Source organism: Dulcicalothrix desertica PCC 7102 (assembly GCF_003991905.1).
In the GTDB taxonomy this organism is placed as follows: domain Bacteria; phylum Cyanobacteriota; class Cyanobacteriia; order Cyanobacteriales; family Nostocaceae; genus Dulcicalothrix; species Dulcicalothrix desertica.
In genome coordinates this window covers 187,414-202,179 of record NZ_RSCL01000018.1, presented here as the reverse complement: position 1 = coordinate 202,179, position 14,766 = coordinate 187,414, and the positions used below count along the sequence as shown (strand labels likewise).

At 37.3% G+C, this 14,766-nt stretch carries 20 protein-coding genes; 12 read left to right on the top strand and 8 right to left on the bottom strand.

Annotated features, from left to right (window positions below; translation table 11 throughout):
• The first annotated feature begins 2 nt into the window (after positions 1-2).
• The 6 genes from DSM106972_RS33170 (at position 3) to DSM106972_RS33145 (ending at position 6,071) form a co-directional block, all read left to right on the top strand.
• Positions 3-452 carry a helix-turn-helix domain-containing protein gene (locus tag DSM106972_RS33170; protein WP_127084686.1) on the top strand — a complete coding sequence of 150 codons (450 nt, stop codon included), beginning with the start codon at positions 3-5 and terminating at the stop codon, positions 450-452.
• Positions 453-714: 262 nt separating this feature from the next.
• The gene (locus DSM106972_RS33165) at positions 715-1,908 is read left to right on the top strand and encodes an FHA domain-containing serine/threonine-protein kinase (RefSeq protein WP_127084685.1); all 1,194 of its coding nucleotides are present in this window, start codon (positions 715-717) and stop codon (positions 1,906-1,908) included.
• A gap of 5 nt (positions 1,909-1,913) precedes the next feature.
• Positions 1,914-2,687 (top strand): vWA domain-containing protein, encoded by a 774-nt coding sequence (locus tag DSM106972_RS33160; RefSeq protein WP_233787417.1) that lies wholly within the window; start codon positions 1,914-1,916, stop codon positions 2,685-2,687.
• 390 nt (positions 2,688-3,077) lie between these two features.
• The gene (locus tag DSM106972_RS33155; RefSeq protein ID WP_158632921.1) at positions 3,078-4,157 is read left to right on the top strand and encodes a serine/threonine protein kinase; all 1,080 of its coding nucleotides are present in this window, start codon (positions 3,078-3,080) and stop codon (positions 4,155-4,157) included.
• Positions 4,158-4,182: 25 nt separating this feature from the next.
• Complete coding sequence (locus DSM106972_RS33150) at positions 4,183-4,830, top strand: hypothetical protein (protein ID WP_127084683.1); 648 nt, start codon at positions 4,183-4,185, stop codon at positions 4,828-4,830.
• Positions 4,831-4,832: 2 nt separating this feature from the next.
• The gene (locus DSM106972_RS33145; protein WP_127084682.1) at positions 4,833-6,071 is read left to right on the top strand and encodes an FHA domain-containing protein; all 1,239 of its coding nucleotides are present in this window, start codon (positions 4,833-4,835) and stop codon (positions 6,069-6,071) included.
• 75 nt (positions 6,072-6,146) lie between these two features.
• Here DSM106972_RS33145 and DSM106972_RS33140 read toward each other — a convergent pair whose 3' ends face one another.
• The 6 genes from DSM106972_RS33140 to DSM106972_RS55065 form a co-directional block, all read right to left on the bottom strand.
• Positions 6,147-6,899 carry a DUF364 domain-containing protein gene (locus tag DSM106972_RS33140; RefSeq protein WP_127084681.1) on the bottom strand — a complete coding sequence of 251 codons (753 nt, stop codon included), beginning with the start codon at positions 6,897-6,899 and terminating at the stop codon, positions 6,147-6,149.
• Positions 6,900-6,972: 73 nt separating this feature from the next.
• Positions 6,973-7,656, bottom strand: coding sequence for a class I SAM-dependent methyltransferase (locus DSM106972_RS33135; RefSeq protein ID WP_127084680.1), 684 nt, complete (start codon positions 7,654-7,656; stop codon positions 6,973-6,975).
• Positions 7,657-7,860, bottom strand: coding sequence for a hypothetical protein (locus tag DSM106972_RS33130; RefSeq protein ID WP_127084679.1), 204 nt, complete (start codon positions 7,858-7,860; stop codon positions 7,657-7,659).
• 25 nt (positions 7,861-7,885) lie between these two features.
• Complete coding sequence (locus tag DSM106972_RS33125; RefSeq protein WP_127084678.1) at positions 7,886-8,272, bottom strand: response regulator; 387 nt, start codon at positions 8,270-8,272, stop codon at positions 7,886-7,888.
• Positions 8,273-8,474: 202 nt separating this feature from the next.
• On the bottom strand, positions 8,475-10,028 hold the full coding sequence (locus tag DSM106972_RS33120) for an FAD-binding domain-containing protein (RefSeq protein WP_127084677.1): 1,554 nt from the start codon (positions 10,026-10,028) through the stop codon (positions 8,475-8,477).
• Between the two features lie 405 nt (positions 10,029-10,433).
• Entirely contained in the window at positions 10,434-10,568 is a 135-nt protein-coding gene (locus DSM106972_RS55065; RefSeq protein ID WP_267901191.1) for a hypothetical protein, read from the bottom strand.
• Between DSM106972_RS55065 and DSM106972_RS33115 the strand changes: the two genes are divergently transcribed.
• From DSM106972_RS33115 to DSM106972_RS51680, 3 genes are all read left to right on the top strand, one after another.
• Positions 10,549-10,830, top strand: a complete 282-nt coding sequence (locus DSM106972_RS33115; RefSeq protein WP_233787632.1) for an AbrB family transcriptional regulator — start codon at positions 10,549-10,551, stop codon at positions 10,828-10,830. The genes DSM106972_RS55065 and DSM106972_RS33115 overlap by 20 nt on opposite strands.
• Before the next feature lie 116 nt (positions 10,831-10,946).
• Positions 10,947-11,288 (top strand): RpnC/YadD family protein, encoded by a 342-nt coding sequence (locus DSM106972_RS33110; protein WP_127084675.1) that lies wholly within the window; start codon positions 10,947-10,949, stop codon positions 11,286-11,288.
• 53 nt (positions 11,289-11,341) lie between these two features.
• Positions 11,342-11,512, top strand: a complete 171-nt coding sequence (locus DSM106972_RS51680; protein ID WP_158632919.1) for a hypothetical protein — start codon at positions 11,342-11,344, stop codon at positions 11,510-11,512.
• A 25-nt stretch (positions 11,513-11,537) separates the two neighbouring features.
• Here the strand turns inward: DSM106972_RS51680 and DSM106972_RS51675 are convergent, their stop codons facing one another.
• Positions 11,538-11,702, bottom strand: coding sequence for a hypothetical protein (locus DSM106972_RS51675; protein ID WP_158632918.1), 165 nt, complete (start codon positions 11,700-11,702; stop codon positions 11,538-11,540).
• A 37-nt stretch (positions 11,703-11,739) separates the two neighbouring features.
• Between DSM106972_RS51675 and DSM106972_RS33105 the strand changes: the two genes are divergently transcribed.
• Entirely contained in the window at positions 11,740-12,846 is a 1,107-nt protein-coding gene (locus DSM106972_RS33105) for an element excision factor XisI family protein (protein WP_127084674.1), read from the top strand.
• A gap of 199 nt (positions 12,847-13,045) precedes the next feature.
• Positions 13,046-13,252: a glycogen debranching protein gene (locus tag DSM106972_RS33100; protein ID WP_127084673.1), complete on the top strand. Its 207-nt coding sequence runs from the start codon at positions 13,046-13,048 to the stop codon at positions 13,250-13,252.
• Between the two features lie 102 nt (positions 13,253-13,354).
• On the opposite strand, the gene DSM106972_RS33095 is transcribed toward DSM106972_RS33100, so the two are convergent.
• A complete protein-coding gene (locus DSM106972_RS33095) occupies positions 13,355-13,630 on the bottom strand; it encodes a hypothetical protein (RefSeq protein WP_233787416.1) in 276 nt (91 codons plus the stop codon).
• 539 nt (positions 13,631-14,169) lie between these two features.
• Between DSM106972_RS33095 and DSM106972_RS33090 the strand changes: the two genes are divergently transcribed.
• Complete coding sequence (locus tag DSM106972_RS33090; protein ID WP_127084672.1) at positions 14,170-14,745, top strand: methylmalonic aciduria and homocystinuria type D protein; 576 nt, start codon at positions 14,170-14,172, stop codon at positions 14,743-14,745.
• Positions 14,746-14,766: the final 21 nt, after the last annotated feature.

The window sequence follows — 14,766 nt, the reverse complement described above, 5'->3', positions numbered from 1 at the left end:
CTATGGAAAACAGGGCAACACTAGTGACTTGTAATTCCGGGTCTTCTACCATCCAGGAACGCCAACGACGATTAACAGTGTTGCTTGAGCATCTTACGGATGAAGGTTGGACTCAATCAACTATAGCGGAAGCGCTGGGCGTCGATTTTACAACTGTCTATCGATGGTCGAAGGGTAAAACAGTACCTGAAGCTGAATCTCGAAATTTCCGGCGCCTAGCTGCATTGACAGGGGGTGACGGTGCATCATTGGAATTATACTTAACTGGAAAAATACCGCTTGCAGCATATCGTCAAGGCAAGCAAACCTCACAAAGCGACGACACACCACATCAAATACTTCCTCCAGAAAAAATTAAACAGCAACTACTAGCACAAATATACTTATTAGACCCTGCGGATATCGCGGACGTTATCTCTAACAGTGTGGCTTTCTTAGCAAAGCGCGCGTAACCCTCGTAGGTTGGGTGGAGGAACGGAACCCAACATAATGTTAACTAAATAATATTAAAGTGTTCAACAGTAGCCACTGAAACGAAGTAATGCGGGTTACGGAAGGTAGGGATAACCTACCTGGCTACACCAAACTCAGTGAAAATTTTGTGCGCCATTGGCGCACATTTTGAAATTGTAAAGTTTTTGTACAGTTAGTCCCTCTGTGGTAATATATCTTTTCACCACAGAGACACAGAAAGCGTAGAGAAAGAGGTTTTTAATGGGTTTACAGCTAACGCTTGGTGGTAAGCTGAGTGTAGGTATTACTTCAGTTATTGAGGTGACGCTGCTTGAGTTACTTGGCACTGGGGGATTTGGGTCGGTATGGAAGGTCGCAGATACTCGGGCTAATAATATATATGTTTTAAAGGTTATTCAGAATATCCCTAATGGGAGTTTGCTTGCTGAACGGGTGCGTTTGGAAGCGGGGGTTTCGATTCCTTCGCAGTATATTATACCTGTGGTTGGATTACGGCAATGGGATTCGACGACTTTCTTTTTGTTGTTTGAGTATTTCCCCGGTTATTCTTTGGATAGATTTTTAACTTACAATACTTTATCATCGTCTCAGAAGCGTCATATCTTTTATCAAATTTTGCTTGGTGTGGCTGATGCTCATCGTTGTAATATTATCCATCGTGATTTAAAACCTGCAAATATATTATTGGGTGATAATTGTGAAGTTAAGTTAATCGACTTTGGTATTTCTAAGTTCAAAGATTTTAAGCTGACGCAGGATAAGCAGATTTTTGGCACTATTCCTTATATTGCACCTGAATTATTATTTTACGGCACCTCAATTGCAGATGCACGCACAGATATCTACGCTTTGGGTCACATTTTGTATCAACTTACGACGGGTGAGCATTTCTGGACACGAAACAATTTACGAAATATGGATGACTTTTTTCGCTATCTTAAACAAACTCCGGCGCCAACTGACGCGATAGAATTGGATGGTTTTGACTGCGATTTTATTCCCAACGCTAAAAGTATCATATCACGTATGGTCAAAATTGACCCTCTTCAGAGATTTGCTTCAATCCTAGAAATTTTACACGAACTCGGTTATGTTACTAATAACCCAGTGATTCCTCAAGTACAGTTGCGTTACCCTTTATTAATTGTTGAGTCTGGTACAAATAAAGGCGCCGCAAGTGTGATTAATATAGATGATGGTGAAGTTCTAATTCTCGGACGTGCTGAAATTGCAGGTGGAGATGATAGTATTAGCAGGCGCCATTTTGAATTCACTAGAAAAGGAAATCAATATTTCGTTCGAGATGTCGGTAGCAAAAATGGTACTTTAGTACGAGGTCTAGCACTTACTCCTAACGGTACACTAACATTGATTCAACATAGCGACCGTATTAAAGTCGGTGACGTTTTTTTACAGTTTGTAATTAAAAGTTAATAATAATGAAAATTTGCACCCGTTGTGGAATACATAATCCTGATAGTGGTAGATTTTGTACTAATTGCGGCGCCGCTTTAACAGTAGCAAGTACATCAATACCCGCAACTCAACAACTATCAACGAACGCAGAAGCTTATCGTTTAGCAATATTTAACAAATTGCAACAACGTAGCGCTGATATTATGTTTGTCCTCGACTGCACCGGAAGTATGCAAGGAGAAATTGATGGTATTAAGGATGCAATTATTAGCTTTGCCGATAGTATAAAGTCTGATGGTGTACGCGCACGAGTCGGGTTAATTGAATTTCGCGATAGATTAATTAACGAAGAACACCAAGTATTAAAGTTTAATGGAGAAATATTTACAAGTGACCCAGCAATATTTCGTAATGAGGTAGGAAAGCTTAGAGCATCAGGTGGTGGTGATGAACCTGAAAGTAGTCTCGATGCAATTTTACTCGCTTTGCGTCAACCTTTTAGTAACATTGCAAATAAAGTAATTGTTTTAGTTACTGACGCATCACCCCATATCCCCGACTTGGAAACAAAGAGCATTGACCAAGTAGTACAAGCAATTCGCACAGTTAATATCCAGCAGTTATATTTAGTAATTCCAACACAAGACCCGAAGTGTCAAATTTATCTGAAATTATTAGAAGCAGCAAGAGGACTTGCGTTTGAACTCGGACAAGGTGATGATTTTCGTAAACGTGCGGAAGATTTTAAACGCACTTTAATGTCTTTGGGTAAAACTATTTCTCAAGCAACTCGCTAACATATTTTTTTATTTGTCATGAGTCACCGAAGTGAAGCATCTGATAAGTCTCCAAATTAATAACTATTTATAATTATTCGCTACGTTTATAATTATAATTTAGATTCTTGACTGCGTTCCGAATGACAGTTGAGAATTGTCGCTACGTTTATAATTATAATTTAGATTCTTGACTGCGTTCCGAATGACAGTTGAGATTTATGAAGAATATTTTCATGTATTAAAACTTAAATAAAAGTAATAAAAACAAATTGTTCGCGAATAACAAACTTGGTACAATACCTTTAAATGCATCCCAAAAATTCAATGCGTTGTCTAAACTGTCACCTCCAACTCATAACAACATCAACACAAATATGTCCAAGATGCAACGTACATCTTCCTTCACTGATGCGTGATGTATTGTTACCAGGTACTATTATACATCAAGGCGCCTACTGTATTGATTATGCACTGGGTCGAGGTGGGTTTGGCATTACTTATCAAGCAGTTCACACCAAATTAGAAAAACGAGTTGCAATCAAAGAATATTATCCACAAGAACATGCACTGCGCGATACTTCCACCGGAAACTTAATTGTCCCAACTGCAAAACAAGACATTTATCAACGTGGTTTATCAAGATTTGTTACAGAAGGTAAAATCTTAGCAAAAATTAATCATCCTAACGTTGTTCGGGTCGAAAATTACTTTGAAGAACGTGGTACAGCTTATTTAGTCATGGAACTAATAGATGGTTATACTTTGCGTGAAGAATTAAACAAACAACCAAATAAAAAGCTTACACACTCTAGAATTGAGTTTATCATATCCGCGTTAGTCGATGCGTTAGCAACTGTACACGCACAAGGCATTTATCATTTAGATTTAAAACCTGATAATGTATTATTAACCTCTGATAACCGTTTAGTTCTAGTTGACTTCGGCGCCTCAAGACAAGGGTTAAGTACTGGTACAACGAGTCAAGCTTTCACTTTAGATTATGCACCCCCCGAAGTTCTCGCTGGTAAAGACTACGGTGCCGAAAGTGATATATTTGAACTAGGAATGATGCTGCATGAAATGATTATAGGTGAATTGCCACCACGCGCAATCGACCGAATATTTAACGATAATTGGAATCCAGACTTACACCCATTCACCGAACCCTGGAAAAACTTAATTATCTCGGCACTACAAATACAAAAACACATGCGCCCTAGTAATGTCAAACAATGGTGGCGCCATTCCCCAACTATACAGCAAACAACATCACAAATAAATTGCTATGCATGTAATGCATCAAACCCCGCAACGCATAAATTTTGTCAAAGTTGTGGAACATCATTACAAGTTGTAACCATAAACTCTACCCAAAAACAACCAGAAAATCCCCAACTTCAACAAAGTGACGTTCATCCCGATGACTGGGCAAAAACTCAGAAAAGAGGATTTTTTAAATTTCTCGGTTCTTTACTCGACGATAACTAACTAACTAACTAACTAACTAAAAATCATGACAGCAAACGTATCATATAACCAAAACCAGCAAAGTCAGCAAAGTCAGCAAAACGAAATTAAAATTGCATCAAGTATTCTTCATCGAGCAACCCAAGATGACTCAGATGCTATTGGGACAATGTTTAAACAGTTTTTAGCAGATGACGAACAGATATATTTAGTTTCATATCTAGGACTACAAGGGTTATGGGGTTTTGGTACTCGTGAATTTGCATGTTTAACAGACCGACGTGTTGCTGACATCACTGTTGGTAGGTTTGGCAAAGTTTCTTACCAAGATGGATATTTAGAACATATTAACAGTACTTTTGTATTTCAACCATCTAAGCTCAAACTATATATAAGTGTAGGGTTTTTGTTTGCGATTCCTATAATGACATTCCTATCGCTGTTATTATCTCCAGTAGATATTATTCTTAATTTGATTGTTCTAGTAATTACAACTGGAATCGCTTTATTGCTACTGCCCATATTTGTACAATTTTACTACCGTTTTAACAAATGTGGAATATTAATTGCGGTGCGTGGGGGTATTCCGATATATATATTTACCAATCGTAAGCTATTAACGCGCGCGAATACATTGTGTCGGGTAATGACGGTAAGTCGGGAAGAAAGAATCAAATTACGTGGAGTTGTTTAAGTATGTACGAAATTACTTTTGGATGGCAAATACAAGGAAAGCGACTATCACAAAGTTTATCATTTGATTCAACAAAGGCGCCTGGAATCATTAAAATTGGACGTGACCCTAACCAATGTGATGTCCTTGTTGTCGATGCAAATAACCATGTTTCACGTTTGCACGCAGAAATTATATTTAATAGTGATTCTGGAATATTCTACCTGCAAAATGCAACTTTACATAAACCCCAACCCAATACTGTATTTTTAAATAGTGATATAGTCACAGAAAAAGTTGAAATCCATAATGGTGATATAATTGTACTGCGTGATGTACCAATCACAGTAGAGAGTATGAGGGTACAAATCAAAAATCAAATACAGGCGCCAGTAGCAGCTAATATAAATCAATATAACCCAACTCAAGTCAGCACTCCTGAATACCAACAAAATAATCAATATCCAGTAAACCAAAACTATAATATTCCAAACAACTCGTATAACTTACAGACTTTACAAATAGAAGCTCAAAATCAAGTTAAACAGCAAGGTGGAATTACACTTGGTCAAAGTATATTACAAAACGCATCTCAAAATGACTTCGGCGCCATTTCAGTGATGTTCAAGCAATTTATTCCAGAAGACGAGCAAATTGAATACGCATGTTATTTAGGTATTCGGGGACTTTGGGGAATAGGAACTCGTCAGTTTGCTTGTGTAACAAACCGTAGAGTTGCCGATATTACAGTTGGTTTATTTGGTGAAGTTACATATCAAGATGGATTTTTAGAGCATATTAATAGCGGTATAATTTATCAACCTTCAAAACTGTGGTTATATGTAATGCTACTAGGATACTTTCTTTTTGGTCTTAGTTTAACATTACCTGTATGGACTGGTATTTTATCACTTCTAAATTTTTCTAGCTTTGGAATACTGGCGCCGTTAGCATTAATATTTAGTATTGCTTCATCAGCGTTGCTTGTACCTTTAATAGTAAAATGGTATTATCGGATAGTAAAATGTGGCTTAGTAATGACGGTAAGAGAAGGTGAAATATATTTAAGTCCGATGGGATATGCTTTCAGTCATCGTTTAATATATTTCTTTAGTAACCGTAAACTAATTACACGCGCAAGTAATTTATATCGTCACTTTATTATTCAGCGAGAAATTCGACTTAACGCAGTAGAAAGTTATCCTTTGCCAAACCTGCAACCAAAACAAACACCCGTTCGGTTAACCCCACTGAATATATAGCACCCTACTTTACATTGGCAACATCAATTTAGCAGGAAATGCAGATATCATTGAGAAATATAAGATTTTCATATGTTAAGATGCTAACTCTAAAACACGATACTGCACACCTGTTTCAAAAATTCTAGTTCCACCTCCTTCAGCTATCGTTTGTCTGAGTAATTCTTGGTGAGTAACCGTAACACCTGCCAAATAATCAATTCCCATTTCTCCTAGTTCTGGCAACCAGGGTACAGTAGGACCCATCAATACGAGTTTCGCGTTTTGTGATAACTCAACTAAACGAGGAAATGTTTTGTTGACTATTGAGGTTGCCGTTAAAAATACCCAATCGGCTTCTGGTAAAATATACTCGCAAGCAGTATCAGGAAGGTCTTGCGAACTCGGTTGACGTTCGAGTACTTTCAAATCTATCTCTTGTTCGTATTGTGATAACCCAGGATAACGTCCGATAACTACTACTTTTTTTCCCCGAATTAATGGTAAAAAATGTTCAAAAACCGCCAAATTACCAGAAACTTTGGGATATAATGGCGCCGATGCTGCGATAAGTGAAGAAGAAGCGTTAATTACAGCATTGATAGCTGCCATACCTATAGTAGCTTGATAACTATCCCAAGATTTCAACCAAGGCGCCAAATCTTTAATTTTTTGATTTACTAAAGTTCCCGACCAGGGTAAAGTACGGGTTGGTTGACCAGGACTCATACATAACCCTATTCCTTCTGAAGAGCAGTATGTCCAAGTCAGTCCAATAATTATTTCTTTTACTACTGTGTCTGTTGAAGCTGAGTCTAATAAAAGATTATAAATTTCTCGTGGGTGCATTTGGCAACGGATTATAAACGGATGTAACGGATAATTGATTTTAGACGATTAAACTTTATTTGTAATCCATAACTCATCCGTTACATCCGTTACATCCGTTGCCAATTTCCGCTGTCCAATGTAACTCAGATGATTGGTAAACTTTAACACCTGTTATTCCAGCGATTTCTAGCATTTCTTCAACTTCTGGAATAGTAAATGCGGCATGTAGTGAGTCTCGAAATAACATTGTTTGGTGTTCATTATACTCAGTACCAATACTTTCAACTATGCTATTAATGGTCGCTTCATTTACAGGTCGAAGTAAATCGCGAATAAAAATCGCTCCGTTTGGTTTCAATACTCGTTTAATTTCAGTAAAGAAGGGTATTGGGTCGGGTAGGTGGTGAACTAAGCTGTTGGACATCACCATATCAAATTGTCCATCTTGATATGGTAAATTTTTAGAATCTACGAGTTCAAGTGATATTTGTTGTTGTAATCCTGCTGCTTCTATATTCTTGGCGCCTATTTTTAGCATATTCTCCGCAAGGTCTATGCCAATGATTTGTAAATTTGGGCACCGTTGACACATTAATTGACACATTAAAATTGGAATACGTGCTGTCCCTGTACCTGCATCTAACACTAAACCAGAGGCGCCTAAACTAATTGCGTGTTCTGCAAATGCGGTGTTAACATTAGTAAAATCCATTGCATCATATTCGATAGCCTCTTGTAAGGTATCCATGACTTCTGGTTCGAGTACTCGCTGCATCTAAAATGTCTCCACATCTTGACCATAAGCAACGCACGGACTTTCTACCTCATGCATTGGTTGAAAAGAACTACAGAAGGTAATATTATAACAATTAATTTCAAACTCTTCTGGATGCGTACACTCGATGGTGCCTAGCCTTGAAACATGAAAAATACAATCATTACATAGAGTTTTATTTCGTTTATCAATAAGTTCTGACATATTACCAAATATCTCCTAGATACTTCTAAGAGTATGGTGGCATTATCGCATAAATATTTTCAATCAAATTATCAAAATCAAATGGTTTAAAAATCAATTTATTAAAACCATTACTTGTTTCATACTTGGCTAACTCAGTTTCAGCTAAAGCAGTTACAGCAATAGCGGATATATTACTGATTTTTTCGTTGACGTGCCTCCTAATTTTCTTAATTAGCGAAAAACCATCCTCCACAGGCATGACTATATCAGTAATTAATATATCTGGCTGAACTTGTGTGACAATTTGCCAAGCTTCACTAGCTGATGTCGCCGTTAATACATTGAAGTTAACTGAGCTATCGAGAATCATTTTTAGCAATTCTAAACTATCGGCGTTATCATCAACTGCCAATAAAGTTAATTTACTCATTTTTAACTGTGCTAGGTAGTTGTGAACTTAGATAATCGAGTCGTCAGCGTCTATCTTAACACTTTTTTAATATTTGCACCCAAACATATGCACTAATTAAAGATTTAATAGATAAAATTTGCTTATGGTTACAAAATGAACCATAGTTATGACCAAGGATTTTTGTAAGCTCGAAATTTTTGTTTCAGGCGGTTAGTTATCCCTATGAGATGATTAATTTTTGGGTATATTCTTGATATTGTTTATCTTTAGATTGCCAATAGGTATCAACAGCTTTTTTGGTAGCTAAGGCGCCTTCTAATTCATCTCCACCTTCGTCGATAATTCGTTGTTTGACTTGTTTACGTAGGTCTGAGACAATTTTACCGTTAATTTTACGTGTTTCTGACCAATCTAGCATTGGTTGTGGATAAGTGCTGCGTCCCAGATATGCACCTTGAATAATTTCGGGTACGCTATATCCTTTTAGTTCGGGTATCCAATACGAAATAAAACGCAGGTCAGAGTCACGTTCTTCAATATTTTTAGTTGGGTTATAAATACGGAACGTATCACTAAGAGGGTTGGTGACACCTGCTTGCATTTGCCATTGCCAGTTATCAATAGCTAAATCACCATCTACCAAATAATTCATATAATGTTTGGCGCCGTGATGCCACGATATACCACAATTAATAGTTAGGAAAGTGGCACACATCGCACGCATCCTAAAATTCATCCATCCCATCGTCTTTAATTGTCGCATACTAGCATCAACCATAGGGAATCCAGTTTCGCCCAATTGCCAAGCACGAAATAATTGTTGTTTTTCAGGTGTTAATTCGTCGTGTGTATACAACTCATCAAACTCTCGAAAGCGATTTGTATGAGCAATTTCTGGGTGAAAATATAATCTTTGGCTAAAACTATCATGCCAACGTAAACGGTCACGAAACGCTTTGAGCGAAAAACCTGCTTTCGGGTCTTGCGCTAACTCTTCCGCACGTCGCTTAGTGCTTTGATATACTTGACGTACAGACATAGTGCCAAAAGTGAGATGCGGTGAAAGATGCGAAGTGGCGCCTTTTTGAGCAAGCCAAGGACGCGATAACTTCCAGTGATAACCATGAAAGCGAGATGTCAGAAAAGAATCGAGTTTTTCAAAAGCCTTGGTTTCTCCTCCTGGAAAATAAACCTTACCAGTTTGCCAAAACGCGCGGTACTTCTTCTTTAATTGTCTAAAAGTAAGCTGCGGAATATTAAAAGACAACTGAGGGGTATTAATATGTAAAGGCTGTGGATAAATAGGATGACGCTGGTAACTATAATACTCATTAAACCACTCATCACGGTGATTATCATCAGCTTGAAGAAAATTGGCTAAACCAACATGATAGTCAAGATTGAGCGACTTATAAAAATCAATAATATGATTATCGCGCTCAATACCATACTCAACCTGAACATCACGGTTAAAAAACAACTTAGGTTGACCAATATTTTTTTCGAGCAACACCTTCGTCAAATCTTTAATAACAGTCGCAGCATCACCTTCAAACAAATAAAGTTGACTACCCAACATCCGTAGGTTCGCATCAAGATTTTCCAAAGACTCAAACAAAAACCTAACGCGAGCATTACCAATATCAGCCCACCGCTCATAAAACCAGGGGTCAATAACAAAACAAGGCAACACAGAAGCATCCCTAGCACAAGCCAACGAAAGGCATTCATTATCAGTCAAACGTAAATCACGACGAAACCAAAGAATATGCATGGGAGTTAGGAGTTAGGAGTTAGGAGTTAGGAGTTAGGAGTTAGGAGTTAGGAGTTAGAAGTTAGGGTAATAAATCTAACGGCGAGTAGGTGTATAAGTCTACCGTCCGGGTTAATGTGAAAATGTAAAGAAATAATAACTACAAGTTAACAAACAAGACAAAGAACTTAAAGGAGGTTTACAAGTAATTATCTATAGTAATTACCCCACCAACCCCTACTGAAAACCCTTATAAAATCAACCTTTTTAATCAACGTGTTAATCAATCAAACATTCCCCGTAACCCAAACACAGGTGCCTAAACATGAGCCAACAATTACAAAACTATGTTTAGAAATGTTACTAGCCGCACCGTTAGGTTACATAGGAGTATCACTAAACCTAGGTGGAATAACATGGATACTCTCAGGGATAGGCGCCGGAGTGATAGTATGTCGAAGCTATCCAGCTATATATAGATACTTCTGTAGTGACACAATCCTTCTCAAACCACTCAAACGCACGTGCAGACTTTACTAACATAGCAACAAGTATACCCATTTATATAATTCTCACCTTATTCTTACTCCTAAGCGGCGCCTGTACAGGTTACATATACTCGCGACTAGCAAAAATAAATCTATTTACAGCAATGCTAGCAACAGTACCAGGTGGAGTAGGGGTAATGGCAGCAATAGCAGCAGACTATAACCGTAACGTCACACTAGTAGCACTTTCGCAAGTATTTCGCGTTACATCCGTAGTTATTCTCATACCATTTAATAGCAAGAGCATCAGTCAACACATATTTATATATATCTGAAAAAAGTCACAAGCAAAAAAGATTTAAAACTAGTTAAAACAAATACATTTAAACTAAAAAATACAACTCATCGATTTCAAGTCATCCGTCTGTGGGAACAACCTACAAGCAAATTCATGGCCAATCCTGGCTTGTTACCATTAGCTGTTTTGAGCGATACTAGTACTAAAGACAGCATATTGCAGTCTGTAGCAGCCCAAATAGAAAACATTACCAACCCAAGAACACAAAACAACGTCATGGCATCTACGGCTATTCTTGCCGGGTTGGTACTAGACGAAGCACTTATTCAACGTTTGCTAAGGAGAGACAACATGCGCGAGTCAGTAATTTATCAATCAATATTACAAGAAGGCGCCGACGAAAAAGAACGACAAATAGTCGTTAACCTTTTGAAAGCGGGAGCTTCACTAGAATTAATCACACAAGTAACTGGTTTAACAGTAGAAAAAATCTAACAAATACAAGCAGAACAAGAAGAAAATCAGCAAGAGTAGATAAGTAGGGTGGAATGTCGCTATTTCACGCACTATCTCCAACATCAGGCAAGGAAAAATATTATGCGCGAGTCAGTAATTTACCAATCAATTTTACAAGAAGGCGCCAGGAGCAAAGCATACGACAAATAGTCATCAACCTTCTAAAAGCGGGAGCTTCATCAGAGCAAATCCAACAAATATAAGCATAACTCACATCTTGCACCAGTCCTAGAAACCGGGCTTCTTGACAAAGACTTTGCTATAAAACGTTGATTTTTCGTACATAAGCCCGGTTTCTTTAAGCTTATTGAGAATGCTGCAAGATGTAAGATAAGGCGCCTTGCGACTACCACCAACGTTAAGTCCTAAACCTAAATCTAAAATTACACTCATATCAAATAACGTGTAAAAACGCAGTAAATTAAACTATATGAATGTCTCCGATAGTACCGATATCATCATCGAACATAGAGAAATCGTCAAAAACGTTATTCTCCACTATGCCAGTTCAATACCCAAAGGCAAAACAATAGATGTAGAAACAAAATTTGATGACTCTAACAACCAATATGCACTTGTAAAAACTGGTTGGAAAAGAGGACGAGAAATTAATGCAATAATTATTCTTGTAGTTTTGAGAGGTAAAGGAGTCGAAATTAGAGTTGATAAAACCAAGAAGAAAATAGCAAAAGACTTAATTAGGCAAGGTATAAATGAAGACTACATAGTATTACCGAGAAGATTTTTAAGAAGTATTGAACTCAACCCGTCTACTTCAATATCAGGCGCCCCCCTGAACGGATACTATATTTCAGCAAGTAAATCGGGTAGAATATCTATATATATAATTTTCTTCTTATTCTTGTTAATAGTAGGAGTAGTATTAGCTTTCTTACTAAGATATAACTATATACTTGATAAATTTAGCTTTTTTGGAGCTAGTATAGTTTTAGCACTTGGCACAATATTAAGTTTAATAATTTGGACAATCTTAGATAACCTACCAAACCAGTTAACATATATTACAGAAAGCAATTATCAAGCTGCTGCAAACTTAACATCTCAAAGTCAAGACAAAGTAAAACCAGCGTGGGATATCTCAACAGCGACACTTTCAGCATACTTTAATCGAAACCTTCAACAAATAGATTGGATATTTCGATTAAGTGTTATCACGATGTTATGCGGCTTTGGTTTAGTAGCATTTACAATTGCACTAGTATATCAAAAACCAAGTTTAACCTTAATATTAGTTGGCTCTATAACAGGTACACTAACTCAAATCATCAGCCTTATCTCTTTATTTATATATAGGTCAAGCATTGTGCAAGCAAATAGGCACATTGAAGCACTAATGACAACTAACTATATTGGTACTGCACTGCAAATATTAGATGGGACAAATACGCAAGACTCAGATAAACTAACCGAAATAAAAATAGAAATAGCCAAATTACTTTTAGCAAATGCTCAAGAAATTCAAAAATATCATGAAAATCAGCCCAGAAGAAGACGCAGGCGCCGTTTGAGAGAATAATCTCACTTGTCTTCGCTTTATGTCAAGCCACTTGCGTGACTCAGAGTAAACCCCAGCATGGTCGTTGCTTCTTTGTGTCCTTTGTGGTTTTATATATTTTACGACTCATTGCGAAAAAATAAGAACTTTGTAAATAGGCTTTAATAGAAGTAGAAAATCGCGTAATATTTTAAAGAACTCAAGTACTTGGGGGAATTATATGACTATTTGGGTAAACGAACAAATTGATGCGTCTGGTATGATTCATGCGTGTATTGCTACAAGTAGCGAGTCCCATGCCAAAGACTGCCACGAGTCTTTTCAAAAAAATTTGACCGAAATCCAAAAAGCGTGGGGTTGGCAGGCAAGACTACGCAAGGTTACTTCTTGGGATGAAGTACCTGTAAATGCTTTAACGCTTAATTAATCGTTGTTTTATATCTGTATCTTGTGGGGTGGGCATCCTTGCCCGCCCTTTTGGATGGAACGGGCAATCTTAAGCCCATTCCACAAGAGAATAATTATGTTTCTAGAACAACATACTGTGTTCTGAGTCCCAACATTTTTCGTTACGCCATTCTTTACCACGATGTTCGCAGTCTGTTTTTGTGCTTACCCAAGGAAGTGATGTTGGGTACGTATTTGCAGTCTGTTGGTAGTAATTTATCCAAGAACCAACAAATTGACAGCTAAAGTAACTTGTCACTACTAGCTTTATCACAATAACGGCGCCGATTACTTTGTTAGTTTTGCTACCTGGATTATGTTGATGCATTTTCAAACCAATTTGTTCTGATGATTTCATTAAAAACATTTGTAAAGCGCAAAATCTGCTATCTGCAAACATTGCACGGCAAAGAGTGAGGTATAAAAATACCTTTAGTTGGGTGAGTTGAAATTTGATTTTTGATATTCCAATTATTACTGACGAGATAAGCAAGTGTGCAGGGTATTCCTTAAGGTAGATGTAAACTTTGTACTAATTTATGGTAAATATACCTAAATATTATGAAATGCTTTGGTTTGTGAATACTTGGTTTGTATTAAGCATCGATTATGGACTTTTCAACGATAGTGAGTTTGTTGGGTGACGCTGCGCTTTACCCAACCTACGGATGCTACTACGGATGCTAATGTTGGTTCGGATATTCGGGTTTTTGGGAGGAGATGATGTCAAATTATTAAGAAAATATAAAATTGATGTTAAAAAGAATATAAAAATTTTACAATTCAGCATATAAACTATGATTTTGCAAAAAAATCGTGTTTTTTATTAAAAATTAAGAGTTATTATTTTTATCAAGGACAAGTTTGTACTCTCTTGTAAAAAACAGTATTAAATAGGTGGATTATTTTAGAGTTCGGACTTCGGATGAAAGCTATCCCATTCATTTGGTTGGCAAACTGGGACAAGCTATTCAAATTTCAATTCATTCTCCTAGTCAATATATCTGTACCAACCGCGAGCGGATATTTCCAGACTGGAAGGATAAGTCAATGTGGGTTGCAGTTGTTCTCGCAAAAGCACGTTACGAAATGCTTGAGGACAGTGATGTTGTTGAAGCTGAAAAGCAAGTTTTGCGTGAACAATTTATTCGCTATGGGTTTGATGTTGCTTTCAATTTACGTGATGGAGGGTATTTTTCTGATTTAGTTGACCCTCGCACTGGTTATCCAATTCTGTCACGTCCCGGTGAGTTTCCCCATGATGATACTGCTGTCGTCAAAGCTTTACTGGGTTATCCAATTATTAAAAATAAATGTCGTGTTGTGCTTCATCCTACTTGGGGTACTGCTGTTTATCCTGGTATTCTAATAAGCTCGGCGCCTCCTGTAGGAATTGAGTGGATGTTGAAAAGCGTTGCTTCTATGCATGGTTGGCAGGAAGTTGACGTTCAACAACCATTCGTGAATAGTTAACTTCTGTTTAATGTTTGCACA

Excerpts from the sequence above, each read along its gene's own strand:
- DSM106972_RS51675 (WP_158632918.1), bottom strand. The coding sequence starts at position 11,702 with ATGAGTGTAATTTTAGATTTAGGTTTAGGACTTAACGTTGGTGGTAGT.
- DSM106972_RS33155 (WP_158632921.1), top strand. The coding sequence starts at position 3,078 with ATGCGTGATGTATTGTTACCAGGTACTATTATACATCAAGGCGCCTAC.
- DSM106972_RS33170 (WP_127084686.1), top strand. The coding sequence starts at position 3 with ATGGAAAACAGGGCAACACTAGTGACTTGTAATTCCGGGTCTTCTACC.
- DSM106972_RS33150 (WP_127084683.1), top strand. The coding sequence starts at position 4,183 with ATGACAGCAAACGTATCATATAACCAAAACCAGCAAAGTCAGCAAAGT.
- DSM106972_RS33105 (WP_127084674.1), top strand. The coding sequence starts at position 11,740 with ATGAATGTCTCCGATAGTACCGATATCATCATCGAACATAGAGAAATC.
- DSM106972_RS33165 (WP_127084685.1), top strand. The coding sequence starts at position 715 with ATGGGTTTACAGCTAACGCTTGGTGGTAAGCTGAGTGTAGGTATTACT.
- DSM106972_RS33135 (WP_127084680.1), bottom strand. The coding sequence starts at position 7,656 with ATGCAGCGAGTACTCGAACCAGAAGTCATGGATACCTTACAAGAGGCT.
- DSM106972_RS33120 (WP_127084677.1), bottom strand. The coding sequence starts at position 10,028 with ATGCATATTCTTTGGTTTCGTCGTGATTTACGTTTGACTGATAATGAA.
- DSM106972_RS51680 (WP_158632919.1), top strand. The coding sequence starts at position 11,342 with ATGTCGCTATTTCACGCACTATCTCCAACATCAGGCAAGGAAAAATAT.
- DSM106972_RS33100 (WP_127084673.1), top strand. The coding sequence starts at position 13,046 with ATGACTATTTGGGTAAACGAACAAATTGATGCGTCTGGTATGATTCAT.
- DSM106972_RS55065 (WP_267901191.1), bottom strand. The coding sequence starts at position 10,568 with ATGGGTATACTTGTTGCTATGTTAGTAAAGTCTGCACGTGCGTTTGAG.
- DSM106972_RS33125 (WP_127084678.1), bottom strand. The coding sequence starts at position 8,272 with ATGAGTAAATTAACTTTATTGGCAGTTGATGATAACGCCGATAGTTTA.
- DSM106972_RS33130 (WP_127084679.1), bottom strand. The coding sequence starts at position 7,860 with ATGTCAGAACTTATTGATAAACGAAATAAAACTCTATGTAATGATTGT.
- DSM106972_RS33110 (WP_127084675.1), top strand. The coding sequence starts at position 10,947 with ATGGCCAATCCTGGCTTGTTACCATTAGCTGTTTTGAGCGATACTAGT.
- DSM106972_RS33095 (WP_233787416.1), bottom strand. The coding sequence starts at position 13,630 with ATGAAATCATCAGAACAAATTGGTTTGAAAATGCATCAACATAATCCA.
- DSM106972_RS33140 (WP_127084681.1), bottom strand. The coding sequence starts at position 6,899 with ATGCACCCACGAGAAATTTATAATCTTTTATTAGACTCAGCTTCAACA.
- DSM106972_RS33160 (WP_233787417.1), top strand. The coding sequence starts at position 1,914 with ATGAAAATTTGCACCCGTTGTGGAATACATAATCCTGATAGTGGTAGA.
- DSM106972_RS33145 (WP_127084682.1), top strand. The coding sequence starts at position 4,833 with ATGTACGAAATTACTTTTGGATGGCAAATACAAGGAAAGCGACTATCA.